Below are 17,347 nucleotides of genomic sequence, written 5' to 3'. Positions count from 1 at the left end.
ATTATCTTTTGCCAAAACCTCGCATTCTAGGAAAAGGGCGAGGATTGGGAGTTGAACAGCTTTGGGATGAGGCTTGTATAGAAAACGTGCGCTTGATTTTTGAAAGTAGCAAAAATAAACGTATTAATCTGGTGAATGCCGGGCGATATCTTTTTGCTCGTAATAAGTTTGTTGGAGAAATATTGTTGCGTCGATATTTATTGGAAATTCCACGTGAGATGCAAGAAACAGAGAAACTAAGAGCAGAAAAAATGCGCGACAATTCTGAACTTACAGAGTTAATGAATTTTTTAACTCACGAGAAGGTAAGAGAAACTATAAATAAAACGCAAGAAAACGAATTGACAAAGCTCTACTACGATATAAACAAGTTTGAACCTATACTGAGTGCTCAAGTAGGATGGATCGCTAACAGCCACCTAGTTTTTGATGTATTGGTTGATACCGAGTTTCCAGACTTAACGGGAATGTTTTCTTTATCAGAAGAAGCACTATATCGTCGACAACGATCAACGTTAGCTTGGAATGTCTTGATTCATCACTATGGAGACAGGTTATATAAATTAGCATATTCTGCCACGCAGCAATTGATCTCGAAGAGCATGTCCAATTTATCCATGCAACCCATTGTTTGGCCCAAAACTTAAGAGGGTTAAATATGGCTTATACATCTTTACCTATAGAAAAAGTTCGAGAATTACTTCGGATGAAATTCGAGGAAAATTTGCCTCACCGAGCTATTGGACGACAATTGGGAATCGGGCATGTATCGGTATGTTATCTCTCAAAGAAATTTATAGCATCGGGTCAGATTTGGCCGACTCAGTTAACCAATGACGAACTTCAATTACTATTCTATCGAGAAAAAATAATCTCGAAGCCAGTTCGGGCATTGCCTGATTTTGATGAAGTAAAGCTTAAGTTAGATAATGGCATTTCGTTGCGCAAAATCTGGAAGTCATATCATTTACAGTATCCCGAAGGATATGGTCGCAGCCGATTCCACGAACTGTATCGGTTGTGGCTAGTAAATAGACTTGATTTGAGTACTCAATTACAAGTGGTCTCGAATCCAAATACTTCTACAGAATTCAAGCATGCATTAAAGAATCAAACAGTAAATTCAAAAAACAGTGATATGACAGAAAACATAGGCGAAGCATTAAGAAATGCTGAAGGCGATTGGTATAGTCAAGTACACGAAAAAACCGTAATTACTTTAGCGGGACATGGTGCTCGTTTAACAGTGGAGAGAGATGAGCTTGCAATAAATCCAGGCACATCCGCATCCACAGTTAAAGATAAGGCAAAAACACTTGCTCGAGGAGTGCATGGGATAAAAGCAATTGTGATTGTTGGTTACGCAGGCTATATCACATTAGATGCCATTGAATGGTTAGCTCAACAAAATGTAGCTCTTTATACAATAGATTTGGTTGGGGATCTATGTTTGAATTTAGTCCCTGCCATTTCTCCACACCGGCCATTCCAGCGCAGAGCACAATATACTGCTAATTCGTTTTTAATCGCTCGCAGCATAGTCATCGAAAAACTAAACGAAGCTTCACGAGTAAAGCCAGAAGTAACACTCCTTTACCGACGCATTCAGAATGATATTTCTAGAATGAATAGCTTGGAAATGCTTCGCTTGGCTGAAGGGCGAGCAGCTCAGTTGTATTGGAATCAATGGAATTTTGAATTGGCACATTATAAAGATTTGCCGGAGCATTGGAGGAAATATTCGAATCGAACTTCACCGCTCACCGGATCAGGGCGCAAGGCCGTTCATCCTGTTAATGCAATGCTCAATTATGGCTACACAATACTGGCTGGACGTTTAGAGCGTGCATTAGTATATGAAGGCTACGATCCGGCAGCGGGTGCCTTGCATGCATACTTGGATGGACGGCCAAGTTTGGCTTGGGATTTGATTGAATTGTTGCGCCCAACCGTAGATGAGCAATTAATCGGTTGGATACAAACGCAGAAATGGAGAAAACGAGATTTTGAAGTAAATGACGAGGGAAAAGTTTATCTTAGGCAGCAGCTTGCACGAGTTGTCATTCAGAAAAGCTGGATTCCGGATGTTAAGATTAAGAAGGTTATTCGGTGGTATGCGGGGCAGTTGGTGGGAAGGAAGGAAGGTAAAGTGGAGATCTGATAATTATAAAATATCACAATTCATCAATCCTATTGTATATATTTATTTTTTTTTAAATATACCTCTTATATAAAAATTAACTGAATTACAATTGTTTACCCCCCTGAAATACAGTGCCTGAACCTAGAATAAAATGAAAATAAATTGAAATTGTTGCCAATCATTGCGAAATTTTGACAGATGTAAAAAATGATAAAGGCAGAACCAGATACTCACGAAAGTGAAATTTGATATTCACGCAAACTAATAAATTAAACCTGCCTAATACCATAAAATTTTTTAACAAAACCTTCTTTCAAGTCTGCTTTCTATAATCTAGTAACTATACATCAAGCTTATTATGACAAATTTAGATCATCAAGTAGAAGGAAAACGCAAGGAAATTCATACAGATGCTTATCCTATGTCAATAGGAGAAATCATTAATCTCTATTTAGATGGTGAGTTGGATATTCATCCTGAATTCCAGCGCATATATCGTTGGAATCTAATACAAAAAAGTCGTCTGATCGAATCATTATTGCTGGGGATACCTCTACCTTCATTTTTCGTTGCTCAAAGAGAGGATGGGGTATGGGATGTAGTAGATGGTCTACAAAGGCTCTCAACAATATTTTCGTTTTTAGGCATTTATAAAAATGATGCAGGAGATATAGAATCTCCATTAAGACTAACAGGCACCGAATATCTCCCTAGCTTAGAGGGTAAATGTTGGAGTGAAGATTTCGATGACAGTAATCATTTGTCTAAAGAACTTCAGCGAGCGTTTAAAAGAGAAAAGATAGATTTAAAGATAATTAAAAAAGAAAGTGATGAATATACAAAGTACGAATTATTTCAAAGGTTAAATACATTTGGAAGTTCATTGTCTGACCAGGAAGTAAGGAATTGTTTATTAATTATGATCAACAAGGAAATGTACAGCTGGCTCTCAGATTTGGCAAATAATGATCATTTTATAAATGTTTTTCCTTTAACAACAAAACAAATAGATGAACAATACCATTTAGAATTAGTACTAAGATTTTTAGCGCTTAAAGATGTTGATGTCGCTCGTGTAAAAGGCGGAATTGATATAGGAGAATTTCTAACAAAAAGAATGAAAGAGTTAGCAACAGATACTTCTTATAATATGCCAACCGAAGGACGTAAATTACTAAAAACATTCAAAATACTAGATCTAACACTTGGTGAAAATGCTTTCAAGAAATTTCAAGATGGAAAATATACAGGCGCGTTTTCATTATCGATTTTTGAAGTAATAGGATTAGGTCTGGGATTCAATATTGATAGTTATGACGAGAATAATACAATACATTTAGATAAAATACGTGAAGTTTCCAAAAGTTTACTTTCAAATAGTAATTTTGAAAAAAATAGCGGCTCGGGTGCTAGAGCTTCTTCAAGATTGCCTCATATCTTACCCATGGGTAGAGATTTACTAAGAATATGAAAATAAGGTCAATTGATGAGCTAGAGAATGTAATTTCAAAGGAATTTGCTTGGAGAAGGAAAGAGCTATCAAATATTCGAAATTTAAGCTTGTCAGCAAGGAAACAAACACAATTAATTCTTTTGAAATCTGGTGTAGGGCTTTTATATTCTCATTGGGAGGGCTTTGTAAAAAAATCCTCAATCGCATATTGCGATTATATAAATTTTCAAGGACTAAAATATAAACAACTGAAAAAGAACTTTCATGTATGCGCATTATTAGATGTTTTTGAAGGACAATACCCTCATAGAAACTTTAAGTCCACACTAAGTGTTGTAGATGGAAGCGCTCTACAGCTCGAAAAAACATGCAAGATCAACTCTCAAAAATATATTGACACAGAGTCAAATCTAAATTCTAGTATCTTAAAGGAAATAACATTAAAGGTTGGAATTGATTACGATTATTATGAATTAAAAGAAAACTTAATCGATGAAAGTTTTTTAGGTTTAAGGAATGCAATTTCCCATGGGGAATATAGAGATATAGATGAAAAGGATTTCATCCAATTATTTGAAGAAGTAACAGGGCTAATCGAAATTTTTAAAACCCAAATACTAAATTCTGCAATTCAAAAATCCTATTTAAATAAAATAAGTATATAACCTAATGTGATAGGTTATAGACAAATAATGGACATTGCCATTTCATTAATAACCTAGATATACCTTATTTTTAAACACCTTGTTCAAGATAAACGCATGTTTTATTCTATTCGATCCGATTTCTTAGCTCATCAATAAGATCATCCGAGATATAAAGGCTTATCAATTAATTTCTCTGAGGATCTGCACATTGCTAGGGTCTGTTGACGTTTTGAGATAAGTATTTAATAGATAGAAACAAACTCGTAATATTGGGGTTCCCATAGCACCAACAAAACGAGTTTGCGATGCCCCGATTGATGCTCAGTGATGAGTTCTGGTCGAAGCTGGAGAAGATTCTGCTTCAAGAAGCGATATATAACAAGCGCAATCTGCGCATGACAGTAGAAGGTATGCTGTATCGAATGCGGGTTGGCTGCCCGTGGCGAGACTTGCCTGAGGCATTTGGAAGCTGGAATTCCATCTACAAAAGATTCAATGCGTGGTCATTAAGCAGCAAATGGTTAAGGATTTTCAAGGCGTTGTCTATTGATCCGGATTGTGAATGGGAATTTATTGATGGCAGCTATGTTAAAGCGCACCAGCATAGTGCAGGCGCAGCGGACAAGGAACCACAGGCGATCGGGAAAAGCCGCGCAGGCAATACCACAAAGATTCACCTGGCGGTTGATAGTTATGGTTTACCAGCCGATTTTGAAATCACCGGTGGAGAAGTCAATGACTGTTCTATAGCACCTGATTTGATTGCCAAACTGCCTGACGCGAAAGCGATTGTTGCGGACAAAGGCTATGACAGCGAATGTATACGAGAACAGATAACGAAGAAAGGGGCTCGAGCTGTGATACCGAGAAAGCGCAACTCGTTGAAGGGCAACGCAGATATGGATTGGGGTTTGTATGGATACCGACATTTGGTGGAAAATGCTTTTGCCCGGCTAAAGCAGTATCGGGCAGTAGCGACACGATACGACAAACTGAAGAGAAATTTTGAGAGTATGGTAGCCATGGCATGTGGATATCTGTGGCTACCTATGTGAAATGTCAACAGACCCTAGGATTTTTTTTTAAATTTGTGACATTATTTCCTGGCGACCCCACCCTTGGGTATATCTACCCCTTACTTGACCAGGTCATATTGATGCTTTTGGTGAGCTAATTGGGGGAAATCGATATTGCCACAGGCAGGCCTTTTGAAGGGATCAGACTGCACCAGCCGGTGCAACCCTCATCAATCCATTCACTACGCTATTGCACGATGCCAAATTAGAAGTTGTATTGGCGGATTTCATCACATCCGGACTAGCCAACCTGATTGCTGAATTGGGCGAAGAATTCGACTTTACCACGATTGCGACCGGGGGAAGAATCCTTGTTCCTTGTGAATTTCTCCACCACACAAACTGCATTGACGCTCTATACCGCCAGATCAGGGGGAGATGATGTTATTAACACAGCGGAGATTGTGATTCTGGGCATCGTTACGCATAATGATGGCACGAGACTAGCAGTAAATAATCTGATGTTCTAGAAAGCAAATCTTGCCCCGAGTTTTGGAAATTTCGGTGGTAAACGTTTGACAAACAAATACTCAATCATTGCATTGAGCTATAACAACTTTACAAGAATAGTAATGGATAGTTCATGATTGAACTCTGAATGGTTTAAAATCGGTTATTTAACGATTCATTTAATGACCGTTTCAGTCAGCACATTTCCCGGATTCAAACACTCATGAAAGTAAACAAGCCCATCAGGCCAGCCAAGAAAAAAACAGCTGCCCGAAAGAAAGATGCAGCAGAACCATTAGCGGCCTCCTCCGCTGTATCGACAGCACTCACTTTCAAGCTGCAAAAACTGTTAGCGCAAAAAGGTTTGGGCTCGAGACGGGAAATGGAAGTACTGATTGCTTCCGGACAAGTCAAACTGAATGACCAAACCGCCGTGATCGGAGACCGCGCCGGGCCGGGCGACATAATTCGTATCGGCAGGCGCGTAATTCGCATACATGAGGAAGAAGAGTTACCTAAAGTACTGCTCTATCACAAACCGGAAGGTGAAATTGTCAGCCGCAGTGATCCGCAAGACCGCCCTTCCGTCTTTGACAAACTGCCGTATTTGCGATCTTCCAAATGGATTGCTATCGGCCGCCTGGATTTTAATACCAGTGGCCTGTTGATTTTCACCAACGACGGTGCTTTGGCCAATCGTATGATGCACCCGCGTTTTGAAATGGAGCGGGAATATGCAGTGCGAATACTGGGTGAGCTCACCGAAGAACAAATGCAACAATTAACCACCGGTATAACATTAGAAGACGGTGAAGCAGCATTCTCCTATCTGGCGGATCAAGGCGGAGAAGGCGCAAATCACTGGTATCGCGTGATCTTGAAAGAAGGTAAAAATCGCGAAGTGCGACGCATGTTTGAAGCCATAGGATTAACGGTAAGCCGCCTCATGCGTGTGCGCTTCGGCCCGATCAATCTGCCGCCCAGAATCAAGCGCGGGCAATGGTTGGAATTGGATGAGAAGGAAACCCGACGATTATTGAGCTTGATCAAGTAGCTTGTGTTTTTTACCTCACTGACTGACAAGCCTTATCAATTCGGATTCGCTAGAAATGACCCAGCAGTAAAGTATAACTCAATCCAACAACGGCACACAAAATGATGACGGTTACAATTCCAGCTTTATATTTGAACAACGCAATATAGGCAGCAATTCCGATCAAAGCCGAGAACCATTCAAATGCAGCATCAAAGCCATTTGGCCACAGCACGTGGTAGGCAAAGAAAACTGCCAGATTGACTATTACTCCGACTACAGCAGCGGTAATTCCGGTTAAAGGTGCAGTAAATTTAATATCATGCCGGGTTGCTTCAACAAAAGGCCCTCCCAGCAAAATAAAAAGAAAAGAGGGTAAAAATGTAAATAATGTAGCGATGCCGGATCCGGCAGCACCAGCTAGAAAAAGCATCTCCGGGCCGAAAACCGCTTTACTCCAACCACCGACAAAACCGACAAAAGCGACAATCATAATCAGAGGCCCCGGCGTCGTTTCGCCCAGCGCCAAGCCATCGATCATTTGCACGGCATTTAACCACATATAATGTTCGACCCCACCTTGATAGACATACGGTAAAACGGCATAAGCTCCGCCAAATGTCATGAACGCCGCCTTGGTAAAAAACCAGCCCATTTGTGTGAGCACGCCACTCCAGCCATACTGCATGGCAAGCATAACCATCACACTACCCCAGATTAAAAGCCCGATGACGGCAAATGCAATAAACCGGCTCCACTGAAAACGGGCATGTTCCGGAATTGGCGTATCGTCATCGATCAAAGCTGGTCCATAAGTATCTTTTGATTTCGCGTGATGATTACCGCTGCGGAATTTATCCGGCATATAATGCGAGCCAATGTAACCAATCAAACCCGCCATCAGCACGATATAAGGAAATGGCAAATTGAATACAAAGATAGCAATGAATGCTGCCACAGAAATCGCACGCAACAGGTTGTTCTTCAACGCTCGAGAGCCAATGCGGTAAGCTGCAAACAGTACAATGGCCGTTACCGCAGGTTTTATGCCATATAAAATTCCGGCAATCGCAGGCACTTCACTATATATCAGATAGATCCATGTTAGTGCCACCAGAATAAAGAAAGAAGGCAGCACAAAAAGCGCGCCCGCCATTATGCCGCCCCAAGTGCCATGCATCAGCCAACCGATATAAGTCGCCAGCTGCTGGGCCTCCGGCCCCGGCAGCACCATCGTGTAATTGAGTGCATGCAGGAAACGCTGCTCAGAAATCCAGCGCCGTCTTTCGACCAGTTCCTGATGCATCATGCTGATTTGCCCCGCCGGCCCCCCAAAACTGATAAATCCAAGCTTCAACCAATAAATGAAAGCTTCCATGAAAGAGACCGCGTCAGGTCGGTTCTTATTCTGATCAGCTGTTGCTGGCATATACTCGTTCTCTCAGAGGGTTTTTATGAGTGATTTGAAATTACCGTTCGACGACATTCCACTGCGGATTGTTTTCGGCAGCTTTCAGTAGTATTGCATTCCGCTCATGTTTTGGTAACTTACTGATTCTTATTACTGCATCAAAGAAATGTTGCATATCCTGACCTTGCTGTTTGAGTATTCCCTTAAATGCCGGTAATAATTGGGTATAAATCGAAACAGTCGCCAGCAATGCATTATTCAAAGTTTGTCCAAACCACCAGTCATAGCTGGCCAGCTCACTTTTTTCAGCTTTCAGGTGCAAAAATTCAGTGCGTAATTCATCAAAAATATGAGCTTTCCGGATACGCTTCTCGGAGTCGCTCACATTCGAATGAAAGAGTTCCTGCAATTTTTTTCGATGCTTGAATATTAAATTGGTAAAAATTGCTTCCCTTTCCTGCCGGATACTTAATGCTGTTTGTTCGAAAGTTGTGCCATTGCTTGCAAACCAACGCCTTACACCCTCATGTTCGACCGCCGTGGCAAAAGATTCATTGAAAGCAGTGTCACCCGGCACATAAACAACCTGGTGCGCCAACTCATGAAAGATTAACCGGGCAAGATCCATTTCGGAGTAACCGATAAAAGTATTCAGCACCGGGTCACTGAACCAGCCGAGCGTGGAATAGGCACGAATTCCACCGACATGAACATCGTACCCGTCCTGCCGCAGTTCTTCCGCATAACGCTCGGCTTTTGCTTGAGAAAAAAAACCGCGATAATTGACACATCCTACCTGCACAAAACACCATTTTTTGAGTTTAAGTGAAAGCTCGGGGGAAGCAAAAACATTCCAAACCACAAAAGGACGCTCTAAATCTGCATAACGGGTATAGCTCAGATTATCCGGCAGCTTTAACTCCTGGCTGGCAAATTCACGCATCTGCACCACTTTGCTCAAGGTCTGTTTTAATTTGGGATCAACCGCCGGGTTTGCAATTACCGTGCTAATCGGTCGCGAACGATGTATCACTTTAAAATGCCCATCGACAGCCTGCGCATAATACGAAAGGTTGGCGCAAGCACTGAGCCAACCCACCTGAATCACAACTATGCTGATTTTTAAGATATATGAAATCCGTAACATCGCTTAGGTTGATGAAACAATAGTCTCGCAGAAATAAAAGTTAATTTTAATAGCTGAAAGTGTAAAAATTACTCGAATTGTTTACAAGGGGAAGCAAAAATTCGTTAATTTCTCATGCCGCGTCATATCATTGATAGCGCTATAAGCATATAGTTTAACAGTATTATAAAATTAATCGTGGAATGAACGTGGCGGAACAAAGTAACCGGTTAAAGTCACGGTCACCATTGATAGTAAAAGTAATTGGCACTGCCGTATATCTTATGCGACCGAAAATTGATGTGATTGCAATCTCGTCAGCTTAGCAAAAGGGAAACACCAAAGAGATACTGGGTATATTATTCCTTCCCGGAACCGGAACAACCTACGCAGATATCTCACATTGCTGATCAATATAATCCTTGATCGCTTGCACATCCGCATCTTTAACCACATACCGCTGCGGAAGGCCTTCCAGGTTCTCGAAACCGACCGGACGTTCCGGTTCGCAACCAATGGCTTCCGTGATGCTTTCAGAAAATTTGGCAGGCAAAGCGGTTTCGAGACAAATCAATGGCACACCCGCCTCACGATGTGCTTGTCCGACTTTCAAACCATCTGCGGTATGGGTATCCACCAGCACGTGATAACGCTGGTAAATATCGCGAATAGTTGCAATCCGCGCGGCATGACTGCTGCTTCCAGATACAAAACCGTAATCCTTGACTCTGGAAAATAATGGTGTGGTGGATAGATCAAAGGCGTTGCCTTTGTCGACCTTTGACCAGAATTCAGTCACCTGCTCCGCATTTCTGCCAGTCAAGTCAAAAATGAAACGTTCGAAGTTGGAGGCCTTGGAAATATCCATCGATGGGCTGCTGGTATGCCGGGTTTCCGCAGTGGTACGCGGACGATACACGCCGGTTCGAAAAAATTCATCCAGTACGTCGTTCTCATTGGTTGCCAGAATTAAATGCTTGATAGGTAACCCCATCATACGCGCCACATGGCCAGCACAAATGTTACCGAAATTCCCGGATGGAACTGCAAAAGAAACCTGTTCGTCATTATTTCCGGTGGCAGCAAAATACCCTTTGAAATAATACACTACTTGCGCCACGATGCGGGCCCAGTTAATTGAATTGACCGTGCCGATACGGTGCGCCAGTTTGAAGACATGATCGTTGCTGACGGCCTTGACGATATCCTGGCAGTCGTCGAACACGCCGCGAATCGCGATGTTGAAAATATTCTTATCCTGCAGCGAAAACATTTGCGCGGTTTGGAAGCGGCTCATTTTTCCCAACGGGGATAGCATAAAAACGCGAATGCCGTGCTTGCCGCGCATAGCATATTCGGCACTGGAACCGGTATCCCCCGATGTCGCACCGAGAATATTCAATTCATCTCCGGTTTTGGTCAATTGATATTGAAACAAATTACCGAGCAATTGCATCGCGATATCCTTGAACGCCAGAGTCGGTCCATTGGATAATCCCAAAATATGTAAACCCGGCTCCAAGGTCCTTAGTGGCGTAATATCCACGCTGCCGAAAACCTCGGGAGTATACGTCTGGTTGATCAAATTGCGCAGGTCATCAGCCGGAATATCATCAGCAAACCGTGACAAAATTTCGAATGCGAGTGACGGATAACTCAAGCTTCGCCAAGTATCCAGTTCTGCCCTTGTAACTTTGGGATAGATTTCCGGCATCGCCAATCCACCATCGGGCGATAAACCGCTCAAAAGAATTTCAGAAAAAGATTTCTGCGACATTCCGCCGCGAGTAGAAATATAACGCATGCTTAATTATGTTGGTTCAAATAACCTATGGTCTTGCCTGCCGAAAAATATCCGTCAAGCTCTTGAATAATTGTGGCTTGTTTTAGTATTAATTGTTTAGCTCTTCAATGCGGATGCGGATCACCTTGCTCATCACCACGGATAACGATTCGATCTGCACAATCGCCGCATTGATATTCCTTTCGACCGTCAAGTGGGTCAGCATGATAATGCTGACCCTGTCAGAATCGCTACTGGCTTCTTTCTGAATCAGGGCACTGATAGAAATATTGTGGTCTGCCACGATGTGAGTAATTTCAGCCATGACGCCCGGTTTATCGATCACTTGCATGCGAAGATAATACGAAGTTTCGACTTCTTCCATCGAAATAATCGGTGTATCGGATAATAAATCCGGCTGGAAGGATAAGATTGGAACGCGATGCATCGGATCAGCGTTTTGCATGCGCGTCACATCGACCAGATCTGCAATCACCGAGCTGGCAGTGGGTTCAGCACCGGCCCCAGCACCGTAGTAAAGTGTGGCCCCAACCGCATCACCCCTAACCACAACCGCATTCATCACGCCTTCGACATTGGCAATCAAACGTCGCATGGGAATTAACGTAGGATGCACACGCAATTCAATGCCTTTTTCCACACGTTTGGTAATTCCCAGCAACTTGATACGATAACCCAGCTCTTCCGCATAACGGATATCTTCTCCGGTTAATTGGGTAATTCCTTCGGTATAAACTTTGCTGAATTGTACCGGTATACCAAATGCAATCGCTGACATCAAAGTAATTTTATGCGCAGCATCAATGCCTTCAATGTCATAGGTAGGATCGGCTTCGGCATAACCAAGTTTTTGTGCTTGCGCCAGAACTTGCTCAAACGATAATCCCTTTTCACGCATTTCCGACAAAATAAAATTTGCGGTGCCATTGATGATTCCGGCAATCCAGGTAATGCGATTTGCTGTCAAGCCTTCGCGTAAGGCTTTAATGATCGGGATACCACCTGCCACCGCAGCCTCAAAAGCAACAATTACGCCTTTGGCACGCGCAGCAGCAAAAATTTCGGTGCCGTGATTTGCCAGCAGCGCTTTATTGGCTGTAACAACATGCTTGCCATGAGCGATTGCTTCCAGGATCAAATCCCTGGCAATGGTTTGACCACCGATCAGTTCCACTACGATATCAATATCAGAATTCTTAGTAATTTCATGCGCATCGGTGGTTATCGTCACGTCGGAATCCGCCAAACTCAGGGCTTTATCCATATCCTTATCGGCGATCATCTTGACGATAATCTTCCGCCCCGCACGACGCGCGATCTCTTCCTGGTTACGTTTGAGAACCGTGTATGTGCCACCGCCAACGGTGCCAACTCCTAACAAACCAATGTGAATGGGTTTCATAAATTCAATAAAAAATTAATAATCAAGTTGATGCGTGATTATAGGGTTCAGTCGACAAGAAATAAAGTCAAAGCTCTTGATCAGTATGTACCGTGACGCTTGCGATAATGTTGCAGAAAATGTGCGATACGTCCCACAGCCTCAGTCAAATCGTCCACATTAGGTAAAAACACAACACGAAAGTGATCCGGGTTCATCCAGTTAAAACCGGTACCCTGCACAAGCAGAACCTTTTCTTCAAGCAAAAGTTGCAAGGCAAATTCCTGATCATCTTCAATCGGATAAATTTCGGGATCCAAGCGGGGAAACAAATACAATGCCGATTGCGGTTTAAAGCAGGTTACACCGGGAATATCGGTCAACAATTTCCACGCCACATCACGTTGGCGCATCAATCGACCGGTAGGCAGGGTTAAATCATAAATACTTTGATACCCACCCAATGCGGTTTGAATCCCAAATTGCGACGGCACATTCGCACACAATCGCATGGATGCCAACATATTCAAACCCGCAATGTAATCCCGTGCATGGCTTTTTTCTCCCGAAACCACCGCCCAACCGGAGCGGAAACCAGCCGCACGGTAATTTTTGGATAATCCATTGAACGTCACAAACAAAACATCTTCTGCCAGCGACGCAATGGAGGTATGCGTTGCCTGCTCGTACAATATCTTGTCGTAGATTTCATCCGCATAAATAATCAATTGATGCTGCCGGGCAATTTCAATGATCTCAAGCAACAATTCATCAGGATACAGTGCACCGGTGGGATTGTTGGGATTGATAAGGACAATCGCACGTGTCTTGGGTGTGATTTTGGCACGAATATCATCCAGATTGGGCAGCCATCCGGATTCTTCATTACACAGATAATGCTTGGCTATCCCTCCTGAAAGCACAACTGCAGCGGTCCACAATGGGTAATCCGGCATCGGAATCAACACTTCATCGCCATTATCCAACAGCGCCTGCATCGCCAGAACAACCAGTTCGGATACGCCATTACCGATAAAGATATCATCCAGTTGCACATTCTTTATCTGCTTTTCCTGCGTGTAATGCATGATCGCCTTGCGCGCAGCAAACAAGCCCTTAGAATCGCAATAACCGGAAGCGTCCGATAAATTACGAATCACGTCCTGCAAAATTTCTTCCGGCACATCAAAACCAAATGTCGCTGGGTTACCAATATTCAGTTTGATAATGTGATGGCCTTCCTCCTCCATTTGACGGGCGCGCTCAAGCACCGGTCCACGAATGTCATAACAAACATTTGTCAGTTTTCTGGATTTTAAAATTGGGCGCATGGTAATGAAAATGTTTTGCGAAGATTGAATAACAATCTATTCTGATAATGCAAAATTTTCTTGGAACAATCAAACGTAGCATTATATACGCTAAACACGTTCCCATACGGCAAACTTTTGGCTGTGGATTAAAGCGAATTATCGAGTAGTACGGACCTGTTGATAATTGAAATGGGTAATCGCTTCAAGTTATCAGTAAATAAACTAATCCCCGGTCATGCCGGGGATTAGTTTATTTTCAATCTCTTGCTATTATTTCCAGAGCAACTTTAAAAAGGCTCAGATTATATCGACAATAATGACAATATAATCATGAAATTAACTTTCACACGAAACCTGTCAGAAAATTAAGTAAACTTCCAAATGTCTAATGTAAGGTTGCCGCTTCTTTTTGCTCGCACATCAGGTTAGCGCAATAGGTTTCATGAATTCCATCCAGAAAGCCCCATAGTGCATCACAAGCCTCTTGAGTTGCAGCCAAAACTTCCGCTTGTTTTTCCGGGTTATCGGCAAATCGCTCAATGATTGCCCATTCTGCTTGAGAATGATAAATATCGGCTTTCTGATGTACTGAGAAGAATTCATAATCTTCAGGATTCTTCATGCCATAAAACTTAGCCAAGCCATCAATTTTTACCGCAGCAATGTCGGGCACTTGCGATTCAAACGCATGCAGCGCAGCAAGCCCCGCGTAGAAAGGCCGATTTAAACAAATATCGCGAAATGTGGAAACAAGCTTCTCGGTAGTCGGCAAGGCAGAGGCACTCGCTAATATCTTGTCATTTGCACCCAAAGCAAAAGCGAAATTTTTCCATAATGCCGGATGATTTTTTTCGCCATGTTCCTCATCAATGAGATTTTTCAATACTTCCTGGCGTACGCTGATATCACCACTATTCGATTCCGAATGGATATGTGGCGTATTGAAATGTACAGCGCTTAGGTAGGTGGGCTCAGCCAGTACATTATAGAAATATTGTTCAGCATAATGGCGTAATTGCTCCTTGGTCAGTTTACCTTCAGTCCAGGCAATATAGAACGGATGTTTTAGCAGATGCTTTTCGCTGATAATGGCAGTGATTTTTTGCTTGAGTATGGTATTGGTCGTCATGATTACTCCTTATAAACCGTGATGGATAAAGTGTTGCATATCATCGCTAAATAACACCGGCAAGTCAAATTTAGCTGACCTGCTTCGCGTTTAAATGACGGGCTAAATGCCGACTGGCGGCGATCATATTATGCAATGCCGGCTTTACTTCTTCCCAAGTGCGTGTTTTTAGACCGCAATCGGGATTCACCCACAAACGTTCAACCGGTATTCGTTGCGCAGCCTTCTCCATTAATTCAATGATGGAATCAACAGACGGTATATTGGGCGAATGGATATCGTATACGCCCGGACCGATTTCATTCGGATATCGAAATTGATCAAAGGCATCCAGCAATTCCATATCCGAGCGTGACGTCTCAATCGTAATCACATCAGCATCCATACGTGCTATCGCCTCCATAATGTCATTGAATTCTGAATAGCACATATGCGTATGAATTTGCGTTGCGTCTTTTACGCCATTTGCGGTGACACGAAATGCCCGAATTGCCCAGTCCAAATAATCATTCCATTGCGATTTTCTGAGCGGCAAACCTTCTCTCATTGCAGCTTCATCAATTTGAATAATTTTGATGCCCGCTCGTTCCAAAGCCAGAACTTCATCGCGTATCGCAAGCGCCAACTGCATACATGTTTGCGCGCGCGGTTGATCGTCACGAACAAAGGACCAATTCAACATCGTGACAGGCCCCGTAAGCATTCCCTTCATCGGCTTGCGGGTAAGTGATTGGGCATATTCGATCCATTCCGTAGTCATGGCGTGTGAATGCGAAACATCGCCATAAATGATCGGCGGCTTGACACACCGTGACCCATAGGATTGTACCCAGCCAAATTGAGTAAAGGCAAATCCGCCGAGTTGCTCACCGAAATACTCCACCATATCGTTACGCTCCGGCTCACCATGCACTAAAACATCCAATCCCAATGCCTCCTGCTCCCGTACGCAAAATTCAATTTCTTTGCGCATTGCTTGCCGATATTCCGCTTCCGGCAACTTACCTTCACGGAAATCACGGCGCGTTTGTCTGATTTCCAGTGTTTGCGGAAAAGAACCAATGGTTGTGGTAGGGAACAGGGGCAAGCGGAATTGCTTGCGTTGCAGAACTGATCGCTGATCATAGGACGATTGGCGTATACCCATCGATTCGTTAATTTCCTGCGTACGCGCTTTTATGTCCACGTGATGAACACGTTTGGATTGTTTACGGCTAGTAACCGCCGCACTATTTTCCCGCAGTATCTCAGCAACGCTTTCTCTGCCATGATTCAAAGCGTTAGCCAATATTTCGATTTCATTTAATTTCTGCGCAGCGAATGCCAGCCACGACCGAATATCCGTATCGAGTTTATGCTCACTATCCAGATCAACAGGCACATGCAATAGTGAACAGGAAGGCGCAAGCCAGAGTCGATCTTGCAGGCGGGAATATACTGGTTCCAGCCAATTCAGTGTCTGAGTTAAATCGGTTTTCCAAATATTACGTCCGTTGACAACGCCCAATGAAAGTACTTTATGCCCGGGTAACCAGTCAATCACCTTGTCAATTTCATCATAAGCCGTAACAGCGTCCAGATGCAAACCCTGAACCGGCAGTTCACAAGCAAGCTGAAGATTGTCTTGTAGCTGTCCAAAGTACGTCGTCAACATCAAATTTACGGAAGCAGCCTGTAATTGATAATACGTCTTGCGCACCGCATATTTCCATTCCTGCGCCAATTCCATGACCAAAATCGGCTCGTCGATTTGCACCCATTGAATACCTGCATGTTTTAGTTGATCTAACAATTGCGCATAAACACCAAGTAAATCATCCAATCGGTCAAGCTTGTCGCTGCCATCCTTAGATTTTCCAAGCCATAAATAGGTGACCGGCCCTAGTATGACGGGTTTAATTTGTTGATGGATTTTCCGAGCGTGTTGAATTTGCTCAAGTAGGCCACTGACATCTAATGAGAATTTTGTATTCCGGTTAAACTCGGGTACGATATAGTGGTAATTGGTATCAAACCATTTGGTCATCTCACCTGCATTAACGCACGAATGAGCAGCAATATCGCTGGCCGAACGACCTCTTGCCACACGAAAATAGTTATCGATTGTGCCGCTAGTAGAAAATGTACTGACGCGCTCCGGAATATTACCCAGCATAAAGCTCATATCCAGTACATGATCGTATAATGAAAAATCACCGACTGGAATCCAATCAAGTATGGATTGATCCTGCCAATGGCGGACTCTTAAGTCTGCCGCGATGTCCGATAAGGCTGATTCAGAAATGCCACCTTTCCAGTATTTTTCCAGAGCAAACTTTAATTCCCGGTTTCTGCCAATGCGTGGAAACCCGAGATTGTGTGTCGTTACCATAAATCACCAC

Annotated in this window: 14 protein-coding genes; 7 read left to right on the top strand and 7 right to left on the bottom strand. The window is 43.0% G+C overall.

The window, feature by feature from the left end; genetic code table 11:
• Nucleotides 1–8: 8 nt before the first annotated feature.
• From ATY38_RS10730 to rluB, 7 genes are all read left to right on the top strand, one after another.
• A complete protein-coding gene (locus ATY38_RS10730) occupies nt 9–647 on the top strand; it encodes a hypothetical protein (protein WP_143023516.1) in 639 nt (212 codons plus the stop codon).
• 11 nt (nt 648–658) lie between these two features.
• Complete coding sequence (gene cas1, locus ATY38_RS10725; protein ID WP_082633029.1) at nt 659–2,161, top strand: CRISPR-associated endonuclease Cas1; 1,503 nt, start codon at nt 659–661, stop codon at nt 2,159–2,161.
• 340 nt (nt 2,162–2,501) lie between these two features.
• Nucleotides 2,502–3,614, top strand: coding sequence for a GmrSD restriction endonuclease domain-containing protein (locus ATY38_RS10720; RefSeq protein ID WP_062559297.1), 1,113 nt, complete (start codon nt 2,502–2,504; stop codon nt 3,612–3,614).
• Nucleotides 3,611–4,261, top strand: coding sequence for an MAE_28990/MAE_18760 family HEPN-like nuclease (locus ATY38_RS10715; RefSeq protein ID WP_062559296.1), 651 nt, complete (start codon nt 3,611–3,613; stop codon nt 4,259–4,261). Before ATY38_RS10720 ends, ATY38_RS10715 begins: the two co-directional genes overlap by 4 nt.
• 287 nt (nt 4,262–4,548) lie before the next feature.
• On the top strand, nt 4,549–5,298 hold the full coding sequence (locus tag ATY38_RS10710; RefSeq protein WP_082632988.1) for an IS5 family transposase: 750 nt from the start codon (nt 4,549–4,551) through the stop codon (nt 5,296–5,298).
• Nucleotides 5,299–5,573: 275 nt separating this feature from the next.
• The gene (locus ATY38_RS10705) at nt 5,574–5,789 is read left to right on the top strand and encodes a hypothetical protein (protein ID WP_062559295.1); all 216 of its coding nucleotides are present in this window, start codon (nt 5,574–5,576) and stop codon (nt 5,787–5,789) included.
• A 203-nt stretch (nt 5,790–5,992) separates the two neighbouring features.
• Nucleotides 5,993–6,823, top strand: coding sequence for a 23S rRNA pseudouridine(2605) synthase RluB (rluB, locus tag ATY38_RS10700; RefSeq protein ID WP_062559294.1), 831 nt, complete (start codon nt 5,993–5,995; stop codon nt 6,821–6,823).
• Nucleotides 6,824–6,872: 49 nt separating this feature from the next.
• Here rluB and chrA read toward each other — a convergent pair whose 3' ends face one another.
• The 7 genes from chrA to metE form a co-directional block, all read right to left on the bottom strand.
• A complete protein-coding gene (gene chrA / locus ATY38_RS10695) occupies nt 6,873–8,231 on the bottom strand; it encodes a chromate efflux transporter (RefSeq protein ID WP_062559293.1) in 1,359 nt (452 codons plus the stop codon).
• 40 nt (nt 8,232–8,271) lie between these two features.
• On the bottom strand, nt 8,272–9,360 hold the full coding sequence (locus tag ATY38_RS10690; RefSeq protein WP_062559292.1) for an aminopeptidase: 1,089 nt from the start codon (nt 9,358–9,360) through the stop codon (nt 8,272–8,274).
• Nucleotides 9,361–9,724: 364 nt separating this feature from the next.
• Nucleotides 9,725–11,143: a threonine synthase gene (gene thrC, locus ATY38_RS10685; RefSeq protein WP_062559291.1), complete on the bottom strand. Its 1,419-nt coding sequence runs from the start codon at nt 11,141–11,143 to the stop codon at nt 9,725–9,727.
• An 88-nt stretch (nt 11,144–11,231) separates the two neighbouring features.
• Nucleotides 11,232–12,545, bottom strand: a complete 1,314-nt coding sequence (locus ATY38_RS10680) for a homoserine dehydrogenase (RefSeq protein WP_062559290.1) — start codon at nt 12,543–12,545, stop codon at nt 11,232–11,234.
• Between the two features lie 80 nt (nt 12,546–12,625).
• Nucleotides 12,626–13,855 (bottom strand): pyridoxal phosphate-dependent aminotransferase, encoded by a 1,230-nt coding sequence (locus ATY38_RS10675; protein ID WP_062559289.1) that lies wholly within the window; start codon nt 13,853–13,855, stop codon nt 12,626–12,628.
• 367 nt (nt 13,856–14,222) lie between these two features.
• The gene (locus ATY38_RS10670; protein ID WP_062559288.1) at nt 14,223–14,966 is read right to left on the bottom strand and encodes a 4-aminobenzoate synthase; all 744 of its coding nucleotides are present in this window, start codon (nt 14,964–14,966) and stop codon (nt 14,223–14,225) included.
• 70 nt (nt 14,967–15,036) lie between these two features.
• The gene (gene metE / locus ATY38_RS10665) at nt 15,037–17,337 is read right to left on the bottom strand and encodes a 5-methyltetrahydropteroyltriglutamate--homocysteine S-methyltransferase (RefSeq protein WP_062559287.1); all 2,301 of its coding nucleotides are present in this window, start codon (nt 17,335–17,337) and stop codon (nt 15,037–15,039) included.
• Nucleotides 17,338–17,347 lie beyond the last annotated feature (10 nt).

The sequence above is a fragment of the Nitrosomonas ureae genome, from assembly GCF_001455205.1.
GTDB classification, from domain to species: Bacteria; Pseudomonadota; Gammaproteobacteria; order Burkholderiales; family Nitrosomonadaceae; genus Nitrosomonas; species Nitrosomonas ureae.
Note: the sequence above shows the minus strand (reverse complement) of the source record. Positions and strands in the feature narration are given on the sequence as shown.